Origin of the sequence: Streptomyces humicola (assembly GCF_024436035.1) — a bacterium.
GTDB classification, from domain to species: Bacteria; Actinomycetota; Actinomycetes; order Streptomycetales; family Streptomycetaceae; genus Streptantibioticus_B; species Streptantibioticus_B humicola.
The window spans coordinates 616,269-634,667 of sequence record NZ_JANFNG010000001.1 but is presented as its reverse complement, the minus strand read 5'-3'; the positions used below and the strand labels follow the sequence as shown (position 1 = coordinate 634,667).

The 18,399-nt window shown below is 70.9% G+C and carries 13 protein-coding genes and 1 pseudogene; 7 read left to right on the top strand and 7 right to left on the bottom strand.

Annotation, left to right across the window (positions count from 1 at the left end; genetic code table 11):
* Window positions 1-37: 37 nt before the first annotated feature.
* Together NGB36_RS02975 and betA are read right to left on the bottom strand one after the other, a co-directional pair.
* Entirely contained in the window at window positions 38-2,476 is a 2,439-nt protein-coding gene (locus tag NGB36_RS02975; protein ID WP_255918431.1) for a GcvT family protein, read from the bottom strand.
* Window positions 2,476-4,155 (bottom strand): choline dehydrogenase, encoded by a 1,680-nt coding sequence (betA, locus tag NGB36_RS02970; protein WP_255918430.1) that lies wholly within the window; start codon window positions 4,153-4,155, stop codon window positions 2,476-2,478. Before betA ends, NGB36_RS02975 begins: the two co-directional genes overlap by 1 nt.
* A gap of 249 nt (window positions 4,156-4,404) precedes the next feature.
* Between betA and NGB36_RS02965 the strand changes: the two genes are divergently transcribed.
* Entirely contained in the window at window positions 4,405-5,217 is an 813-nt protein-coding gene (locus NGB36_RS02965) for an IclR family transcriptional regulator (protein ID WP_269469692.1), read from the top strand.
* Here NGB36_RS02965 and NGB36_RS02960 read toward each other — a convergent pair.
* The 4 genes from NGB36_RS02960 to NGB36_RS02945 all read right to left on the bottom strand — a co-directional run bounded on the left by NGB36_RS02960 (window position 5,189) and on the right by NGB36_RS02945 (window position 9,256).
* On the bottom strand, window positions 5,189-6,355 hold the full coding sequence (locus NGB36_RS02960; protein WP_255918429.1) for an aromatic ring-hydroxylating oxygenase subunit alpha: 1,167 nt from the start codon (window positions 6,353-6,355) through the stop codon (window positions 5,189-5,191). The two genes, NGB36_RS02965 and NGB36_RS02960, sit on opposite strands and share 29 nt — an antisense overlap.
* Before the next feature lie 52 nt (window positions 6,356-6,407).
* Window positions 6,408-7,574: an NAD(P)/FAD-dependent oxidoreductase gene (locus tag NGB36_RS02955; protein WP_255918428.1), complete on the bottom strand. Its 1,167-nt coding sequence runs from the start codon at window positions 7,572-7,574 to the stop codon at window positions 6,408-6,410.
* Window positions 7,571-7,933, bottom strand: a complete 363-nt coding sequence (locus tag NGB36_RS02950) for a bifunctional 3-phenylpropionate/cinnamic acid dioxygenase ferredoxin subunit (protein WP_255918427.1) — start codon at window positions 7,931-7,933, stop codon at window positions 7,571-7,573. The genes NGB36_RS02955 and NGB36_RS02950 overlap by 4 nt, the downstream gene beginning before the upstream one ends.
* A gap of 237 nt (window positions 7,934-8,170) precedes the next feature.
* The gene (locus NGB36_RS02945; protein ID WP_255918426.1) at window positions 8,171-9,256 is read right to left on the bottom strand and encodes an S-(hydroxymethyl)mycothiol dehydrogenase; all 1,086 of its coding nucleotides are present in this window, start codon (window positions 9,254-9,256) and stop codon (window positions 8,171-8,173) included.
* A gap of 381 nt (window positions 9,257-9,637) precedes the next feature.
* Here NGB36_RS02945 and NGB36_RS02940 point away from each other — a divergent pair, with 381 nt between their 5' ends.
* Window positions 9,638-11,212, top strand: coding sequence for an amino acid permease (locus NGB36_RS02940; protein WP_255918425.1), 1,575 nt, complete (start codon window positions 9,638-9,640; stop codon window positions 11,210-11,212).
* A 319-nt stretch (window positions 11,213-11,531) separates the two neighbouring features.
* Here NGB36_RS02940 and lpdA read toward each other — a convergent pair whose 3' ends face one another.
* Window positions 11,532-12,932, bottom strand: a complete 1,401-nt coding sequence (gene lpdA, locus NGB36_RS02935; protein WP_255918424.1) for a dihydrolipoyl dehydrogenase — start codon at window positions 12,930-12,932, stop codon at window positions 11,532-11,534.
* 108 nt (window positions 12,933-13,040) lie between these two features.
* On the opposite strand from lpdA, the gene NGB36_RS02930 reads away from it, so the two are divergent.
* The 5 genes and pseudogenes from NGB36_RS02930 to NGB36_RS02910 all read left to right on the top strand — a co-directional run bounded on the left by NGB36_RS02930 (window position 13,041) and on the right by NGB36_RS02910 (window position 18,388).
* The gene (locus NGB36_RS02930; RefSeq protein ID WP_255918423.1) at window positions 13,041-13,598 is read left to right on the top strand and encodes a (2Fe-2S)-binding protein; all 558 of its coding nucleotides are present in this window, start codon (window positions 13,041-13,043) and stop codon (window positions 13,596-13,598) included.
* Window positions 13,595-16,000, top strand: coding sequence for a xanthine dehydrogenase family protein molybdopterin-binding subunit (locus tag NGB36_RS02925; protein ID WP_255918422.1), 2,406 nt, complete (start codon window positions 13,595-13,597; stop codon window positions 15,998-16,000). Before NGB36_RS02930 ends, NGB36_RS02925 begins: the two co-directional genes overlap by 4 nt.
* Window positions 15,997-16,860 carry an FAD binding domain-containing protein gene (locus NGB36_RS02920; protein ID WP_255918421.1) on the top strand — a complete coding sequence of 288 codons (864 nt, stop codon included), beginning with the start codon at window positions 15,997-15,999 and terminating at the stop codon, window positions 16,858-16,860. Before NGB36_RS02925 ends, NGB36_RS02920 begins: the two co-directional genes overlap by 4 nt.
* 236 nt (window positions 16,861-17,096) lie before the next feature.
* Window positions 17,097-17,309, top strand: a pseudogene (locus NGB36_RS33070) (VWA domain-containing protein); the annotation flags it as partial.
* Window positions 17,285-18,388 (top strand): XdhC family protein, encoded by a 1,104-nt coding sequence (locus NGB36_RS02910; RefSeq protein WP_255918419.1) that lies wholly within the window; start codon window positions 17,285-17,287, stop codon window positions 18,386-18,388. The pseudogene NGB36_RS33070 and the gene NGB36_RS02910, both read left to right, overlap by 25 nt.
* Window positions 18,389-18,399 lie beyond the last annotated feature (11 nt).

Below are 18,399 nucleotides of genomic sequence, written 5' to 3'. Positions count from 1 at the left end.
AGCGAACGGAGGGACAGGGTCGGCGATCGAGAGAGGGTCATCCGCGCAGACGCGTCATAGCGGGGTCGAAGAGCGGCTCGTCGGCGACGACGGCGGGTACGCGTTCGTCGAAGTAGCCGATGCGCAGCGGGCGTCCCGGCGTGGCCAGGGCGGCGGGCAGCCAGGCGTAGGCGATGCCCTTGCCGATGGTGTGTCCGTAGGCGGCGCTGGTGACGTAGCCGACGGGGTTGGCGCCGTTGTACACCGGCTCCTTGCCCATCACCACGAAGCGCGGGTCGTCGATGGTCAGGCAGGTCAGGCGGCGGCGTACGGACGCGGCACGCCGCTGCAGCGCCTCGCGGCCGATGAAGTCGACCTTGCCGGGCTTGACGGCGAATGCGAGACCGGCCTCGTACGGGTCGTGTTCGAAGGTCATGTCGGTGCCGAAGGAGCGGTAACCCTTCTCCAGGCGCAGGCTGTTGAAGGCTCCGCGGCCGGCCGCGATGCCGCCGTATGGCTGGGCCGCCTCCCACAGCGTGTCCCACAGTTTCAGTCCCATGTCGGCGGTGGTGTACAGCTCCCAGCCGAGTTCGCCGACGTAGGACAGGCGCATCGCGGTGACCGGGACCGGCCCGATGTGGGCGGGCCTGGCCCGGAAGTAGCGCAGCGCGTCGTTGGAGAAGTCCTCGTCGGCGAGCGGCTGGAGCACCTCGCGCGCCCGTGGTCCCCACAGGCCGATGCAGCAGGTGCCTGCGGTGATGTCGCGTACGGCGGCCGAGCCGTCGTCGGGCAGGTGCCGGGCCATCCAGTCCAGGTCGAGGTTGCCGCTCGCGCCGACCTGGAAGTGGTCGCGGCCGAGGCGGGCGACGGTGATGTCGCCGCGGATGCCGGCGTTCTCGTCCAGCATGAGGGTGTAGGTCACCGAGCCGGTCGACTTGTCGATGTCGGTGGTGGTGAGGCGCTGCAGGTACGTGACGGCTCCCGGTCCTGTCACCTCGATGCGCTTGAGTGCGGTCATGTCGTACAGGGCCACGCTCTCCCGGGTGAACTGGGCCTCGGCGCCGACGACCGGCGACCAGTGGCGTGCCGCCCAGTCGCCCGGCACCGGAATGTCGCGGCCGTCGAGGAGCGGTGCGTTGGCCTCGTACCACTGGGGCCGCTCCCAGCCGGCGGCCTCCAGGAAGACGGCGCCGAGTTCGCGCTGGCGGGGGTGGAACGGGCTGGTGCGGATCGGGCGGGGAGCTCCGGCGGGCTGGAGCGGGTGGATGATGTCGTAGACCTCGATGAAGTTGCGGCAGTCGCGTTCGAGGACGTAGGCGGGCGCGAGTTGGTGCGGTTCGAAGCGGTTGACGTCGCATTCGTGGAGGTCGAACGAGGAGCAGTAGCCGTCAGTGAGCCATTCGGCCATCGCTCGGCCGACTCCGGCGGAGTGGGTCACCCACACCGCTTCCGCCACCCAGAACCCCTTGACGTCCGGCGACTCGCCGAGCAGCGGCATGCCGTCGGTGGTGAAGGAGAACAGGCCGTTGATGCCCTCCTCGATCTTGGCGTCGCGGGTGGCGGGGAGGAGCGACTGGGTCTGTGCCCAGGCCTCGGCGAAGTCCGCCTCGGTGAAGGCGAGGACGGACGGCATGACGTCGGCGGCGTCCACGGAGGGGATGTCGTCCACGTCGACGGGCATCGGCCGGTGTCCGTAGGAACCGATGCCGAGGCGGTCGAAACGGTCACGGAAGTACAGGTCCGCGTCCTGGTGGCGGAGGATCGGCCGGACGGCCTCGGTGTCCTGCCCGGCGAGCGCGGGCACCGGCCCGGTCCAGGCGAGTTGGTGGGCCAGCGGCGTCAGCGGCAGGCTCATCCCGGCCATGCGGGCGATCTTCGGTCCCCAGATGCCGGCGCAGCAGACGACAATGTCCGCGGGGAGTTCGCCGCGGTCGGTGACGACGGCGGCGACGCGGTCGCCCTCGGTGCGGATGTCGAGGACTTCGTGGCGGGCGAGGAAGCGCACACCACGCGCCGTGGCGAGCCGGATCTGCGCCTCGACGGCGTTCACCGCCTTGGCAAGGCCGTCGGTCGGTACGTGCAGGCCGCCGAGCACGCGTGCGCGGTCGACCAGCGGGTGGAGCGCGGCGCATTCGTCGGCGTCGACAAGCCGGCCCCCGACGCCCCAGGCGGTGAGCCAGCCGTGTCGTCGCTGAAGCTCCGTCAGCCGCGCCTCGGTCGTGGCGACTTCCAGGCCTCCGACGGGCAGGAAGCAGGAAGCGCCGTCGAGCTGGAGCGAGCCGAACTTGCGCACCGTGTAGCGGGCCAGCTCGGTCATGGTCTTGGAGGGGTTGGTCTGGAAGACGAGGCCCGGGGCGTGGGAGGACGATCCTCCGGTGGCCGGGAGCGGGCCCTGGTCGACGACCGTGACGTCCGTCCAGCCTGCGGCCGAGAGTTCGTCGGCCAGCGCGGCCCCCACGACTCCCGCTCCGATGACGACCACGCGCGGAGTTGTCATCACACCAGACCTCCTCGTGTCCCGGCGGTACGGTGCCGGTAGAACTCCGCCTTCGAGGGCGGCAGCGGGGTGTTGCCCAGGATGATGTCGGCGGACTTCTCGGCGACCATCATCACCGGGGCGTAGATGTTGCCGTTGGTGATGTACGGCATCACCGAGGCGTCGACGATGCGCAGCCCGTCGAGGCCGTGGACGCGCATGGTTTCCGGGTCGAGGACGGACGACTCACCCGTGCCCATCGCACAGGTGCATGAGGGATGCAGGGCGGTCTCGCCGTCCCGGCGCACCCACTCCAGGATCTCCTCGTCGGTGCTCACCCCGGGCCCCGGCGATATCTCACCGCCGTTGTACGGGTCGAGCGCGGGCTGCTGAAGGATGCGGCGTGCGGTGCGGATCGCCTCGACCCATTCGCGGCGGTCCTGTTCGGTGGAGAGGTAGTTGAAACGCAGGGCCGGCTTGGAGCGCGGGTCCCGGCTCCTGATCTTCACCGAGCCGCGTGCGTCGGAGTACATCGGCCCGATGTGCACCTGATAGCCGTGGCCGCCCGCCGGGGACGACCCGTCGTACCGCACCGCGATGGGCAGGAAGTGGAACATCAGGTTGGGATAGTCGACGTCCTCATTGCTGCGGACGAAGCCGCCCGCCTCGAAGTGGTTGGTCGCGCCCGGGCCGGTGCGCAACAGCCACTGCAGCCCGATCCACGGCCGGTAGCGCCACTTCAGGTAGGGCTGGACGGAGACGGGCTGCTTGCACGCGTGCTGGACGTAGACCTCCAGGTGGTCCTGGAGGTTCTCGCCGACGCCAGGCAGGTGGTGCAGGACATCGATGCCGAGCGCCCGCAGCTCTTCGGCGTTGCCGATGCCCGAAAGCTGCAGCAGCTGGGGGGAGTTGATGGCTCCGCCGCAAAGGATCACCTCGCCGGCGCGTACCTGGCGCGCCCCTCCACCCGTGCCGCGTTGGTACTCCACGCCGACCGCCCGCCGGCGCTCGAAGAGCAGCCGGGTGACCAGGGCGCGGGTGCGCACCTGGAGGTTGGGCCGGTGCATGACGGGATGGAGGTAGGCACGGGCGGCGGAGAGCCTGCGGCCGCGGTGGACGTTGCGGTCGAAGGGCGCGAAGCCTTCCTGCCGGTAGCCGTTGACGTCGCCGGTGCGCGGGTACCCCGCCTGTTCGGTCGCCTCCAGGAATGCCGGGAAGAGCGGGCTGGAGGCCGGGCCGCGTTCGAGGACGAGCGGACCGGCATGGCCGCGGAGCTCGTCGTCGGGGTCGGCGGCCAGACAAGACTCCATCCGGTTGAAGTACGGCAGGCAGTGCGCGTAGTCCCAGCTCTCCATCCCCGGGTCGGCGGCCCAGCGCTCGTAGTCCATGGGATTGCCGCGCTGGAAGATCATGCCGTTGATGCTGCTCGACCCGCCGAGCACCTTGCCGCGGGCGTGGTAGATGCGGCGGCCGTTCATGTGCGGCTCGGGCTCCGACTCGTACTTCCAGTCGTAGAAGCGGCTGCCGATCGGGAAGGTGAGCGCGGCCGGCATGTGGATGAAGATGTCCCACCGGTAGTCGGGACGGCCCGCTTCGAGCACCAGCACACGGGTGGAAGGGTCGGCCGACAGCCGGTTGGCCAGTGCGCTCCCGGCCGATCCGCCGCCGACGATGATGAAGTCGAACTGCTCGGTGGCCATGGCTACCTCGTCTCGCTCGTGGGGTTTCGCCAGTCGATCTGCCGACCTGTCGATCTGTAGAGGTATCGATCAGTCGACCTGTCGCTAGGGCGTCGATGGAGTCAGTGGAGTCGATGACGCGGGAATGCTAGTACGGGTACCGCTATGCGCACCAGGTTGCCGACAGCGCAACTTGTCGCGAAACGGAAGTGGGGTCGCGGTCTCCACGCGGCCGCTACCTGCGTTGTTATCTGCGCCTATAGTTCCGCCATGAGCAACTTCAGTGCGGCAGCCCCGGACGCCGCCGGGCAGTCGGCCGGCGGGGTGCAGTCCGTCGACCGCGCCATCAGCGTCCTGGAGATCCTCGCCCAGCGCGGCGAGGCAGGGGTCAGTGAGGTGGCGGCGGAGATCGAGGTCCACAAGTCCACGGCGTTCCGCCTGCTCGGCGCGTTGGAGGCGCGCGGGCTCGTCGAGCAGGCAGGCGACCGCGGCAAGTACCGCCTCGGCTTCGGGATCGTGCGGCTGGCCGGTGCCGTCACTGGCCGAATCGACATCACCCAGCAGAGCCGCCCGGTCTGCGAGCGGCTCGCCGAGCAGATCGGCGAGACGGTCAACGTCGCCGTCCTCGAATCGGTCTATGCGATCAACCTCTTCCAGGTCCGGGGCCCGGGCGCGGTCACTGCGCACAACTGGGTCGGACAGCTCACCCCGCTCCACGCGACCTCCAGCGGCAAGATCCTGCTGGCCCAGCTCGACGCGCAGGAGCGCACCGAACTCCTCGACCGGCTGACGACCTCCGGCGGCCTGGAGAAGCTGACCCCGCACACCATCACCTCCAAGGCACGGCTGGGGAAGGACCTGACGCAGGCGCGTGAGCGCGGCTACGCCATCACCCTGGAGGAGTTCGAGATCGGCCTGCACGCAATGGCCGCGCCCGTGCGCTCCCGCGACGGCGAGGTCGTCGCGGCCATCAGCGCCTCCGGTCCCGGTTACCGGTTCAGCGAGGAACGGATGCACGAGCTCGCGCCCGTGCTCGTCGCGGGGGCGGACGAGGTCAGCCATCGCCTCGGCTACCTCGGCTGACGCCGGCCCGGCCGGAGGGGGGCCCGAGCCGGTCGAGGACCCACTCATGGAAGGCGGCGATGTGGTGCTCGCTGGGGACGAGAACCCCTCCCCCGGCATAGAGACGTGAACCCATCGCCGGCTGGCAGCGCTCACAGGCGGCGAAGTCCTGGGTGTTGACGCGGTGGAACAGCTCGACGGAGCGGCTGATGTCCTCGTCCCTGGCGACGACGTCCTTCAGGTAGAGCCAGTCGCACTCCACGATCGTCCGGTCGGCCGCGACGGGATACATCCTGTGCAGGATCACATGGTCCGGCACGAGGTTCACGAAGACCTGCGGCCTGATGGTGATCGCGTAGTAGCGGCGGTCCTGCGCCGGTGTGACAGTGGGGATGCGGTCGAGGCCCTCCGAGCCGTCGACGGTGAAGCCCTTGACGTCCGCCCCGAACTCGGCGCCGTGCCCGACGAAGTACTGCGCCGCGTAGCCGTCGGCGAACTCCGGGAGCACCTCGGTGAGTTCGGGATGGATCGTGGCGCAGTGGTAGCACTCCATGAAGTTCTCGACGATCAGCTTCCAGTTGGCGGCCACGTCATAGACGATCCGCCTGCCGACGTCGAGCTCCTCGATCGAGTAGCGCTCGATCACCTCGGCGTCGCCGAGCCGCGCCACGACGTCGCCGACGACCTGTTCCTCGAAGGAGGGCGGGTCGTCGGCGAGGCAGACCCACACATAGCCGAGCCACTCGCGCACCTGCACCGGCACCAGGCCGAACTCGGTCCGCCCGATGTCCGGCATCTTGGTGAGGTTGGGCGCCGCGACGAGCTTGCCCTCCAGGTCGTAGGTCCAGGCGTGGTAGGGGCACTGGAAGGCCCGCTTCACCTCGCCCGAAGGCTGCGTGCACAGCTGCGCGCCGCGGTGACGGCACACGTTGAAGAAGGCGCGCACGGTGCGGTCGCGCGACCGGGTCACGAGCACGCTCTCACGCCCGACCTGGAAGGTCCGGTACCTACCGGGCCGGTCGAGATCGGCCGAGCGCGCCACGCAGAACCACATCGACTCGAAGATGTGTTCCTGCTCCAGGCGGAAGAGCTCCTGCGAGGTGTAGTGGTCGCCGGGAAGGGTCGCGATGAGGCTCTCGGGCAGGCTGCTTGTGGTCACAGTGCACTCCTCACGGGAGGTGTGGGGTGAGCGGGAGGGCTGTTCCTCGTCGTCAGGAGGCGGCGACGGTACCGAGCTGCCGACGCCGGCGGGTGAACGAGCGTGCGCGGTTCATGGCGAGGACGGCCACCGCGGTACCAGCCCGCCGGTAGACCGCGAGGAAACTTCGGTCGGCCGGGTCGCCCTCCTCGACGGTGACGCTGTCGGCACCCGCGGCATGGCCGGCGAACTGGATCCGGACTCCGTACTGGTCGGACCAGAAGTAGGGGGGGCGTGCCGGCCGTGGTGCGGCGGTGCCACCGCAGAGCAGTGCCGCCACGGCCGTCTGCGGACGTTCCCGCGCGCCCGTCCAGTGCTCGGCCCTCACGTGCATGCCGACCGCGGGGTCGTACCAGGAGGCGCAGTCGCCGACCGCGACGACGCCCGGCAGGCTGGTGCTGCCGTCCGCGTCGCAGGTCACACCGGCGTGCAGCGCGACACCGGAGCCCTCGAGCCATTCGGTGCACGGGCGGGCGCCCACCCCGACGACCACCGTGTCCGCGGGGATGCTGCGCCCGTCGTCGAGGACGACGGCGCCGACCCGGCTGCCGCCGCGTATTGCGCGCACGCCCGTCCCGCACAGCAGCCGGACGCCGTGGTCGGCGTGGAGTGACGCGACGACACCGGCCATGGGCGTGCCGAGCGCCCCGGCCAGAGGCACAGGCGCCGCCTCGACCACCGTCACGTCCAGGCCCAACGCGTATGCGGTCGAGGCGACTTCGGCACCTATGAAGCCGCCGCCGATGACCGTGAGCCGCCCGCCGCGGGCCAGGTCGGCGCGCAGGGCGCGGGCGTCGTCGAGGGTGCGCAGCACATGCATCCCCGCCATGCCATTGCTGCCGGGAAGCCGACGCGCGGCCGCTCCGGTGGCGATCACGACGCCGTCCGCGGGGATGGTGCGTCCGTCCCGAAGCTGCACGGCACGCTCGCGTCGGTCAAGCCCGACGGCACTCGCGCCGAGGAGCCACTCGGCGTCCAGATCCTCACCGTCGGCCTCGAGCGCGAGCGCCGGTTCGCCGGCGGTTCCGGCGAGGAACTCCTTCGACAACGGCGGCCTGTCATAGGGGCGGTGGGTCTCCTCGCCGATGATGAGCAGACGCCCGTCGTATCCCTGGGCGCGCAGCGAGCGGGCTGCCCACAGCCCGGCGAGCGAGGCGCCGACGACCGTCACCGTCCTCATGTCGGATCCCCGGCGAGGCGTGCAGCGGGGCACGGCGGCAGGTTGGGCGGTGCGTCGCAGAGCATCACATGGACCGTGCCGTCCTTGACGACGACCCGGTGGGTGCGGACCGGGAGCCTCGCCGGGGGCGCACTCGGCGCACCCGTTCGCAGGTCGAACGCCGAGGAGTGCAGCGGGCATTCGACCTGGCACCCCTCCAGCCAGCCGTCCGCGAGCGAGGCGTCCTGATGGGTGCAGGTGTCGTCGATGGCGAGGATGTCGCCGTCCTCGGTGTGGAACACGGCTACGGGCGGGTCGAGTTCGAGCCGGAACGCCTCGCCACGCGGCAGATCCGCAAGCGGGCAGACAGGAATCAACATGGACACCTCGGATGCGTTGGATGCCGCACGTGCGCCGCGCGGGCGGAGAAGCGAACAACAGAGGAGGTGCGTATAGAGCAACAATTGCGAGTCGCGCAACGCCAGTGTGGGTGCGGCCCTGAGCGGTGTCAAGCGCGGAATGGAGACGGCGGAGGCCGCCCGAAAGCGGCCTGTTCACGCGCTTGTCGGGCGGCCCGTCGTGGTCGTGTGCGGCGCAGGACGACGGCCGGAGGACGGTCAGAGCACGACGACCGAGCGCAGCACCTCGCCGTGGTGCATCTCCTCGAACGCCTTCTCCACATCCCCGAGGCCGATGGTCTCCGAGACGAACGCGTCGAGGTCGAAACGCCCTTGCAGATACAGGTCGATGAGCATGGGGAAGTCGCGCGAGGGCAGACAGTCGCCGTACCAGCTGGACTTGACCGCTCCCCCGCGCGCGAAGACGTCGAGCAGCGGCAGCTCCAGCCGCATCTCGGGGGTCGGGACGCCGACGAGGACAGCGATCCCGGCGAGATCGCGCGCGTAGAAGGCCTGCCGGAAGGTCTCGGGGCGGCCGACGGCGTCGATGACCACGTCTGCCCCGTATCCCCCGGTGAGCTCGCGCACGGCTTCGACGACGTCGGCGGTCGAGGCGTCCACCGTGTGCGTGGCCCCCATGCCCGCCGCCCGCTGCAGCTTTCGCTCGTCGACGTCCACCGCGACGATCGTGGTCGCCCCGGCGATGCGTGCTCCGGCGATCGCCGCCGCACCGACACCGCCGCATCCGATGACGGCCACCGAGTCGCCGCGCCCGACGCCGGCGGTGTTGACCGCGGCGCCGAACCCCGCCATGACACCGCAGCCCAGCAGTCCCGCGGCCGCGGCCGACGCCGCGGGGTCCACCTTGGTGCACTGCCCCGCGGCGACCAGCGTCTTCTCGGCGAAGGCTCCGATGCCGAGTGCGGGGGCGAGCGGAGTGCCGTCGAGCAGGGTCATCCGCTGTGCGGCGTTGTGGGTGGCAAAGCAGTACCAGGGGCGTCCCCGGCGGCACGCACGGCACTGGCCGCAGACTGCCCGCCAGTTGAGGATGACGAAGTCGCCGGGCGCGACATCGGTGACTCCGGCGCCGACCGCCTCGACCCGTCCCGCCGCCTCGTGTCCAAGCAGGAACGGGAAGTCGTCGTTGATGCCGCCGTCCCGGTAGTGGAGGTCGGTGTGACACACGCCGCAAGCCTCGACCTTCACCAGCGCCTCACCTGGGCCGGGGTCCGGCACGACGATCGTGTCCAGGGTCACGGGGGCGTTCTTCTCGCGGGCGACGACGGCACGGACCTGGTGAGCCATGGGGTACTCCCTCGTTCCGGAGCGGATGTGGTGCGGGCAGTGGCGCGTGTTGCGAAATGCGCCATCTACACCAAGTGACGCAACACACACAGCCTCGGCGCAGGGCACACCGGCGGTCAAGAGCCGGGAAGCGGCCGCTGTTACGAGCAGGTCACGACCCTGGTTACGTTTCCGGGTCCTGGGTAGCGAAGGCCAGCAGCTCTCTTGACGCAGGCATGGGCGGCTCCCATGCTGAGCGACACGAGTTGCAAGAGCGGCATGACGTCTCGCATTGCGCAACCACGCACCCGCGCGCGGTGGCCGATGGCGCCGTACTCAGGACGGCCGAGGCAGCCCATATCCCCCTGCCCGCCCTGTAGTGACAACGCCTCTGGAGCAACCATGAGCCATACAGGCAGTGCCGGCCCGGCCGGCGATACCGCCACCGCCCCCGTCTCCGGCACCCCGGGCGACGACTCCCGCGATCTGGCGCGCTTCGGCTACCGCCAGGAGCTGGAGCGCTCGCTCGGCTCCTTCTCCAGCTTCGCCGCCGGTTTCAGCTACATCTCGATCATGACCGGCGTCTTCGAGCTCTTCGGCTTCGGCTTCTCCTCCGGAGGCCCGGCCTTCATATGGACCTGGCCGCTGGTTTTCATCGGCCAGGGCGCCGTGGCGCTGTGCTTCGCCGAGATGGCGGGACAGTTCCCGCTCGCCGGCTCCGTCTACCAGTGGTCGAAGCACATCGCACGGCCGCTGACCTCGTGGTTCTCGGGCTGGATCATGGCCATCGGCGCCGTCGTCACCGCCGCCGCGGTGGCCGTCGCCTACCAGGTGATCCTTCCCCAGGTCTCGCTCGCATTCGAGATCGTCGGCGGCTCCTCCGACGCCGGACAGACCTCCACCCCCAAGGGCGCCGAGAACGCGATCCTGCTCGCCCTCGGCCTGGTGATCTTCACCACCATCGTCAACATCGTCGGCGTGCGGCTGATGGCGAAGATCAACAACATCGGTGTGGCGGCCGAGCTCACCGGCGTGACCCTGCTGATCATCCTGCTCGCCATGCACATCAAGCGCGGGCCGCAGGTCGTCCTGCACACCGCCGGCACCGGTGCGGGCCACTCCTGGGGCTACTTCGGGGCCTTCCTCGTCGCCTCGATCATGAGCGCCTACGTCTTCTACGGCTTCGACACCGCAGGCGCGCTCGCCGAGGAGACCAGGGAGCCGCGCCGCCACGCCCCGTACGCCATCCTGCGCGCGCTCACCGCGGCGTTCGCCGCGGGCGGGTTGCTCATGCTCTTCGGCATGATGGCCGTCGGCAACATCAACTCCCAGCAGCTCGGCACGCTGGGCCTGCCCTACCTGGTGAAGTCGACGCTGGGGGACACGCTCGGCAACGTCTTCCTGGTCTGTTCCGCGGTCGCCATCACGGTGTGCTGCCTGGCGGTGCAGACCGCCGCCATCCGGCTCATCTTCGCCATGGCACGCGACGGCCGCCTCCCCTTCGGCCACGCCATCGCCAAGGTCTCGCCGCGCTCGAAGACCCCGGTCGTGCCAGCTGTGCTCACCGGTGTGCTCACGCTCGCCCTGCTGCTGGTCAACATCGGCAACCAGCGGGCGTTCTACATCCTCACCTCGGTCGCCATCATCCTCTTCTACATCCCCTACCTCATGGTCACCGGCCCGATGCTGCTGCGCCGCCTGCGCGGCCAGTGGCCGCGCCCCGACCACGGCCCGTACTTCAACCTGGGCCGCTGGGGCCTGCCGGTGAACATCTTCGCCGTGGTGTACGGGGCGGCCATGACCGTCAACCTCGCGTGGCCGCGCGCCGACGTCTACGGCAAGGACCACTGGTACTACCAGTGGGGTGCGGTCGTCTTCACCGCGGTCATCGTCGCGGTGGGCGCGGGCCTCTACCTGCTGCACCGCCGCCGCGGCACCGAGCAGCCCGTCACGCCAGACCTCCCCTCCGAGGCCTGACGCGAGCCGATTGCCGCACGCCGGCAGGGCGCCCCCATCCCCCCGGGGGCGCGCCCTGCAGCTTTGCCGCGTGCCCGTGCGCGATCGCGCGGCGGGCGCGTTACGCCCAACTGCCGCTCATGTCACAGCTCTTGCCCTCCGCGCAGAACAGGACCCCGGGCGGCAACCGCCGTCCGGGGTCCTGTAGTACTCCGGGCCACGACCTGGCTCCCCGGCTCCTCGGTGCACCGCACGCCCCTGGGCGTCCAGCTGCGCTGCGACGCCGGGGTGCGTGCGGTGTCCGCGACGTGGTCGTAGGGAGCGGCCGAGGGCCGCACCGCTACATGTTGATCATGTGGCCGGCCAGACCGTGCACCGCCTCCTTCACGGCCTCGCCCAGCGTCGGGTGGGCATGCACGTTGCGGGCGACCTCGTGGACCGTCAGGTCCCACTGCTGCGCCAGGGTCAGCTCCGGCAGCAGCTCGGTGACGTCCGGCCCGATCAGGTGGGCGCCGAGCAGCTCGCCGTAGCGGGCGTCGCTGAGGAGCTTGACGAAGCCGCCGGTGTCGGCGAGGCCGTGGGCCTTGCCGTTCGCCGTGAACGGGAACTTCTGCACCTGGACGTCGTAGCCCTGCTCGCGCGACTGGGCCTCGGTCCAGCCGAAGCTGGCGATCTGCGGCTGGCAGTAGGTGGCGCGCGGGATCATCACGTAGTCGAGCTCCATCGTCTCGGCGTCGGCGATGGTCTCGGCGGCGATGACGCCCATCGCCTCGGCGGCGTGCGCGAGCATCAGCTTCGCGGTGACGTCCCCGATGGCGAAGATGTGCGGGACGCTGGTGCGGCAGCGGCCGTCGACGTCGATGGCGCCGCGAACGGTGAGTTCGACCCCGGTCTTCTCCAGGCCGTAGCCGGTCACCCGCGGCTGGAAGCCGATGGCCTGCAGCACCTTGTCGGCCTGCAGGGTCTGGCGCTGGCCGCCGGTGGAGACGTGCACCTCGACGCCGTCACCGTTGTCGATGATCGACTCGACGCGGGTGGAGGTGAGGACGTTGATGCCCAGCTTGCGGTAGCGGCGTGCCAGCTCGGCCGAGACCTCCTCGTCCTCCAGCGGCACCACCCGGTCGAGGAACTCCACGAGCGTCACCTGCACGCCGTAGCTGTTCAGCACGTACGCGAACTCGACACCGATGGCGCCCGCACCCGCGATGACGATGGAGCGCGGCAGCCTGGCATCGAGGATCTGCTCCTCGTACGTCACCACGCGCTCGCTGAGCGAGGTGCCCGGCAGCAGCTTGGTGGTGGCGCCCGCGGCGATGATGCAGTGGTCGAAGGTGACGGTCTGGACGGCGCCGTCGGCGGTGGCCACCGACAGGGTGTGGGCGTCGGTGAAGGTGCCGACACCGGTGTACTCGGTGATGCCGTTCTTCTTCATCAGGTAGTGCACGCCCTTGACGCGCCCGTCGGCCACCCGGCGGCTGCGCGCGTGCGCCTCGCCGTAGTCGAAGGTGACCTGGCCGTCGACGCGGATGCCGAACGTCTTGGCCTCACGGGTGAAGATCTGGGCCAACTCGGCGTTGCGCAGCAGCGCCTTCGAGGGGATGCAGCCCACGTTGAGGCAGACCCCGCCCCAGTACTTCTCCTCGATCACTGCCACGGACAGACCGAGCTGGGCGCAGCGCACGGCGGCGGTGTATCCGCCGGGGCCGGCGCCGAGGACGACGACGTCGAAGTGTCCACTCATGCACGCCACGATATGGCCGCGGGTCCCCCCGCACGACAGCGGGTCGCGGCCGCGGGGGCCGACGCCTACAGTTCGTAATATCTGAAGAAAAGGGACGTAGGAGGGCGTATGGCCCACATCTCGGTGACCGTGGACGGCACGGTCTACGACGACGACGTCGAACCGCGCCTCCTCCTCGTCCACTATCTGCGTGACCGCCTCGGCCTGACCGGCACCCCCATCGGATGCGACACCGGCAACTGCGGGGCCTGCACGGTCGACCTGGACGGCGAGAGCGTCAAGAGCTGCTCCGTGCTGGCCGTGCAGGCCGACGGGTGCGCAGTGACGACGGTGCAGGGGCTGACCGGGGACGGCGAGTGGCACCCGCTGCAGAAGGCGTTCCACGAACAGCACGCCCTCCAGTGCGGCTACTGCACCCCGGGCATGATCATGGCCGCCCGCGATCTGCTGCGGGAGAATCCCGACCCGACACCCGAGGAGGTGCGGCACGCCCTCGAAGGCAATCTGTGCCGGTGCACCGGCTACCAGAACATCGTGCGCGCGGTGCTCGCCGCTGCCGCCGAGATGCGGCGGCGCACCATCCACGAGCCGGGAGCGGTGCGGCAGCCCGCGGGCGCGGCCGGCACAGCGGCCGGCACAGCGGGCGGACGGGGGCCGCGGCGATGACCGAGCAGCTGGCGGCGCGCGAGACCCGTGAGGTCGGCCGCCCCCGCACTCGTAAGGAGGACGCCCGCCTCGTCACCGGCCGCACCACCTGGACCGACAACATCACCGCTCCGGGCCTGCTGCACATGGCGATCCTGCGCAGCCCGATGGCGCACGCCCGGATCGAACACATCGACGTCGGGCCCGCCGGCGAGCGGCCCGGAGTGATCGCCGCCTTCAGCGGCCGCGACCTCGCCGACGAGCTCGGTTCGCTGCCGTGTGCCTGGCCCGTCACCGCCGACATGGTGCACCCCGATCACCCACCGCTCGCCGTGGACGAGGTGCGGTACGCCGGAGATCCGGTGGCCGTGGTGGTGGCGCGCGACCGCTACGCGGCGGCCGACGCGCTGGAGGCGGTGGAGGTCGACTACGAGCCGCTGCCGCCCGTGCTCGACCTGGAGGCAGCACTCGCCGAGGACTCTCCGCTCGTCCACTCCGACGCGGGCACCAACCGCTGCTACACATGGCCGCTCACCGAGGGCGACTACGAGGGCGCCATGGCACGCGCCGATGTCGTGCTGCGCCGCCGCTACACCCAGCAGCGGCTCATCCCCAACGCCATGGAACCGAGAGCCGTGGTCGTCACCCCGCCGTCCACGGGATCCGCCGGATCCGCCGCAGACGAGTACACCGTGTACTCGGCGACCCAGGTCCCGCACATCCTGCGCATCATGCTGTCGCAGGTCACCAGGGTCCCCGAGCAGAAGATCCGGGTGATCGCCCCCGACGTCGGCGGCGGTTTCGGCTCCAAGCTGCAGGTCTACGGCGAGGAGGCGCTCGCCCTTGTGCTGGCCAGGCGCCTCGGGCGGCCGGTGAAGTGGACCGAGTCCCGCTCCGAGGGCTACCAGGCCACCCACCACGGCCGCGGCCAGATCCAGGACATCGAGATCGCCGCGACCAAGGAGGGCAAGCTGCTCGGCCTGAAGGTGGATCTGCTCGCCGACATGGGCGCGTATCTGATGCTGGTCACGCCGGGCGTGCCGCTGCTCGGCGCCTTCATGTACCCGGGCATCTACAAGATGGACGCCTACGCCTTCCGGTGCACGGGCGTGTTCACCACCAGGACGCCGACGGACGCCTACCGCGGCGCCGGCCGCCCCGAGGCGACCTTCGCGATCGAACGGACCATGGACGAACTCGCCGCCGAGCTGGGCCTCGACCCGGTGGAGCTGCGGCGCCGCAACTGGATCGGCCGCGAGGAGTTCCCGTACACCACGATCGCAGGCCTGACCTACGACAGCGGTGACTACGACGCGGCCACCGATCGCGCCCTCGCCCTCTTCGGCTACGACGACCTGCGCGCCGAGCAGCGGCAACGAAATGCGATGGGCGACCGGGTGCGGCTCGGCATCGGGATGTCGACGTACACCGAGATGTGCGGCCTGGCGCCGAGCCGGCTGCTCGGCGAACTGCGCTACGCGGCGGGCGGCTGGGAGGCGGCGTCGGTGCGGATGCTGCCCACCGGCACCGTCGAGGTGGTCACCGGCACCAGCCCGCACGGCCAGGGCCATGTCACCTGCTGGAGCCAGATCGCCGCCGACGTGCTGGGGGTGCCGTTCGAGGACGTCGAGGTGGTGCACGGCGACACCAGGACCGCGCCGCAGGGCATGGACACCTACGGGTCGCGCTCGCTGGTCGTCGGTGGGATCGCCGTCCACCAGGCGGCGCGGCGGGTGGTGGCCAAGGCCCGTAAGATCGCAGCCCACCTGCTCGAAGCCGACGAGGACGACCTGCAGTTCGCACAGGGCACCTTCTCGGTGAAGGGCTCCCCGGAGGCGCGCAGGACCATTCAGGAGGTGGCGTTCGCGGCCTTCGCCTCGCACGACCTGCCCGAGGGCATGGAGCCGACGATCAACGCCGAGTGCGTGCTCGACCCGGAGAACTTCTCCTTCCCGCACGGCACTCACCTGTGCGCGGTCGAGGTGGACACCGAGACCGGTCGCGCCCGCATCCGCAGTTACGTCTGCGTCGACGACGTCGGCAAGGTGGTCAACCCGATGATCGTCGAGGGGCAGGTGCACGGCGGGATCGCCCAGGGCATCGCGCAGGCGCTGTACGAGGAGGCGGTGTACGACGCCGACGGCAACCTGATCTCCGGCACGATGGCCGACTACCTGGTGCCCTCCGCGGCCGACCTGCCGGACTTCGTCACCGACCGCACCGAGACCCCGGCGACCACCAACCCGCTCGGCGTCAAGGGCGTCGGCGAGGCCGGGACGATCGCCTCCACCCCGGCCGTGGTCAACGCCGTCGTCGACGCGCTGCGACCGCTGGGCATCACGGACGTGCCCATGCCGTGCACGCCGGAGCGGATCTGGCGGGCCGTGATGGACGCGCAGGAGGCCGAGGAGGGAGCGCAATGATTCCGGCGGCGTTCGACTACGCCCGGCCGACGACGGTCGACGAGGCGGTGCGCGCCCTTGCGGAGGGCGGCGAGGAGGCGAAGGTGCTCGCCGGGGGCCAGAGCCTGCTGCCGATGCTGAAACTGCGCCTCGCGTTTCCCGAACTGCTGGTCGACGTCGGCCGGGTGCCGGAGCTGCGCGTGATCCGCGAGGACGGCGAGATGCTCGCGATCGGCGCGATGGTCTCGCACCACGACGTCATCCACGACCCGCTGATCCGCCGTCACGCGGGGCTGCTCTCCGCCGCGACGGCGACCGTCGCCGACCCGGCGGTGCGCCACCGCGGAACCATCGGTGGCTCGCTCTCCCACGGCGACCCGGCGGGCGACCTGCCGTCGGTGATCCTCGCCCTCGACGCGGAGCTGGTCGCCCGGGGTCCGCAGGGCCGGCGCACCATCGCGGCGCGGGACTTCTTCGTCGACTACCTGCAGACGGCGCTGAGGCCGGACGAACTCCTCGTCGAGGTGCGGGTGCCCAAGATGGCCGACTGGGGTTTCCGCTACGAGAAGTTCAACCGTGTCGCCCAGGCCTGGGCCGTCGTCGGCGTGGCAGCCGCGGTGCGGCGCGACGACGGGCACATCGCCGAGGCGCGTATCGGCCTGACCAACATGGGGACCACTCCCCTGCGCGCGAGCGCGTGCGAGGCGGCGCTCGCGGGGGCGGATGCGTCGACCGAGGCGGTGGCGCAGGCCGCCGACTCCGCTGCCGAGTCCACCCGGCCGGCGTCCGACCTGTCCGCCTCGTCCGAGTACCGCGAGCACCTGGCCCGCGTCCTCACCCGGCGCGCGGTGCTCGCCGCGACCGACCTGGACGTGCGGTGACGCCGGTGAGCTCACCGCCCGACGCTCCCGAGGTGATGCGGCAGCGGCTCGAGGAGACCGGCTACCTCGTCGACGAGGGCCTTGCCATCGTGTGTTTCCTCGCCCTTCGACGTCACCGGCCGATCCTCTGCGAGGGCGACGCGGACGTCGGCGCGCTCGCCAGCCCCGCCGAAGTGCTGCGCCATCGCGACGTCGCCGAACTCTCGGCGGCGGAACGCGCCCAACTGCGGTGCTTGCTCGCCTCCCGGATGCGGCGGCTGCACCGGCTCGCCCGCCGGGTGGTGTGGGCCAACCTGCTCAAGGCCAGGCCCGGTTACCAGCCGCTCGCGGCCGGCATGGCCGCGGCCCTGCCCGGCGTCGACGCCTTCGTCGAAGGGCACGGCCTCGCCGCTCTTGAACATCTATCAGCGGAGGGGTGCGGCCGGTGCGTGAGATCCTTCCGACGCTGAGCCGTTGGTACGAGGCAGGGACGCCGTTCGGGCTCGCCACGGTGGTGTCGGTGAGCCGCAGTGCACCGCGCGGCCCCGGCGCGGCGATGGCGGTCGGGCCCGGTGACGAGGTGGTGGGCAGCGTCTCCGGCGGCTGCGTGGAGGGCGCGGTCTTCGAGGCGGCGAAGGAGGTCGTGCAGAGCGGTGAGCCGCGGCTGGAGACCTTCGGCTACAGCGACGAGGACGCCTTCTCCGTCGGGCTGACCTGCGGTGGTGAGATCACGCTGCTGGTGCGCCCCGTCTCCCCCGCGACCGACCCGGCCTTCGCCGACGTCGCCGCCTCGGTGCGCGACCACCGTCCGGTGACGGTGGCAACGGTGACCGACGGCCCGGCGCCGCGCGGCGCGGTGCTCGCGGTCTGGCCGGACAGGGTCTCGGGCACCCTGGGCTCCGAAGGGCTCGACGCCGCCGTCACCGCCGACGCGCGCGGCGAGCTGGCCTTGGGCGCGACGGGACGGCGCCACTACGGCGCCCACGGGGAACGCCGCGAGGACGACGTCACCGTCTTCCTGCACTCCTTCGCGCCGCCGCCACGGATGCTGGTCTTCGGCGCGATCGACTTCGCCGCCGCGGTGGCCCGCATCGGCGGTTTCCTCGGCTACCGGGTGACGGTGTGCGACGCCCGCCCGGTCTTCGCCACGCCCAAGCGCTTCCCGGACGCCGTCGAGGTCGTCGTCGACTGGCCGCACCGCTACCTGGCGGCCACGGCCGTCGACGCCCGTACGGTCATCTGCGTGCTGACCCACGACCCGAAGTTCGACGTCCCGCTGCTCGAGGTGGCATTGCGCACTCCGGCGTCGTACATCGGCGTGATGGGCAGCCGTCGTACGCACTCCGACCGCGTCGCACGGCTGAAGGAGTCCGGGATCGACGACGTCGCGCTCGCGCGGCTGCGCGCCCCCGTCGGCCTGGACCTCGGTGCGCGCACCCCCGAAGAGGTCGCCGTCTCGATCGCGGCGGAGATCGTCGCGCTGCGATGGGGCGGCAGCGGCGCGCCGCTGAGCGGAACGACGGGTGCCGTCCATCCGCACGAAGGGTGAAGGAGGGCGAA

What these genes read in the sequence shown, in the direction of transcription:
- NGB36_RS02940 (WP_255918425.1), top strand. Translation starts at nt 9,638, where the DNA reads ATGAGCCATACAGGCAGTGCCGGCCCGGCCGGCGATACCGCCACCGCC.
- NGB36_RS02925 (WP_255918422.1), top strand. Translation starts at nt 13,595, where the DNA reads ATGACCGAGCAGCTGGCGGCGCGCGAGACCCGTGAGGTCGGCCGCCCC.
- NGB36_RS02955 (WP_255918428.1), bottom strand. Translation starts at nt 7,574, where the DNA reads ATGAGGACGGTGACGGTCGTCGGCGCCTCGCTCGCCGGGCTGTGGGCA.
- NGB36_RS02965 (WP_269469692.1), top strand. Translation starts at nt 4,405, where the DNA reads ATGAGCAACTTCAGTGCGGCAGCCCCGGACGCCGCCGGGCAGTCGGCC.
- lpdA (WP_255918424.1), bottom strand. Translation starts at nt 12,932, where the DNA reads ATGAGTGGACACTTCGACGTCGTCGTCCTCGGCGCCGGCCCCGGCGGA.
- NGB36_RS02920 (WP_255918421.1), top strand. Translation starts at nt 15,997, where the DNA reads ATGATTCCGGCGGCGTTCGACTACGCCCGGCCGACGACGGTCGACGAG.
- NGB36_RS02950 (WP_255918427.1), bottom strand. Translation starts at nt 7,933, where the DNA reads ATGTTGATTCCTGTCTGCCCGCTTGCGGATCTGCCGCGTGGCGAGGCG.
- NGB36_RS02975 (WP_255918431.1), bottom strand. Translation starts at nt 2,476, where the DNA reads ATGACAACTCCGCGCGTGGTCGTCATCGGAGCGGGAGTCGTGGGGGCC.
- NGB36_RS02930 (WP_255918423.1), top strand. Translation starts at nt 13,041, where the DNA reads ATGGCCCACATCTCGGTGACCGTGGACGGCACGGTCTACGACGACGAC.
- betA (WP_255918430.1), bottom strand. Translation starts at nt 4,155, where the DNA reads ATGGCCACCGAGCAGTTCGACTTCATCATCGTCGGCGGCGGATCGGCC.
- NGB36_RS02945 (WP_255918426.1), bottom strand. Translation starts at nt 9,256, where the DNA reads ATGGCTCACCAGGTCCGTGCCGTCGTCGCCCGCGAGAAGAACGCCCCC.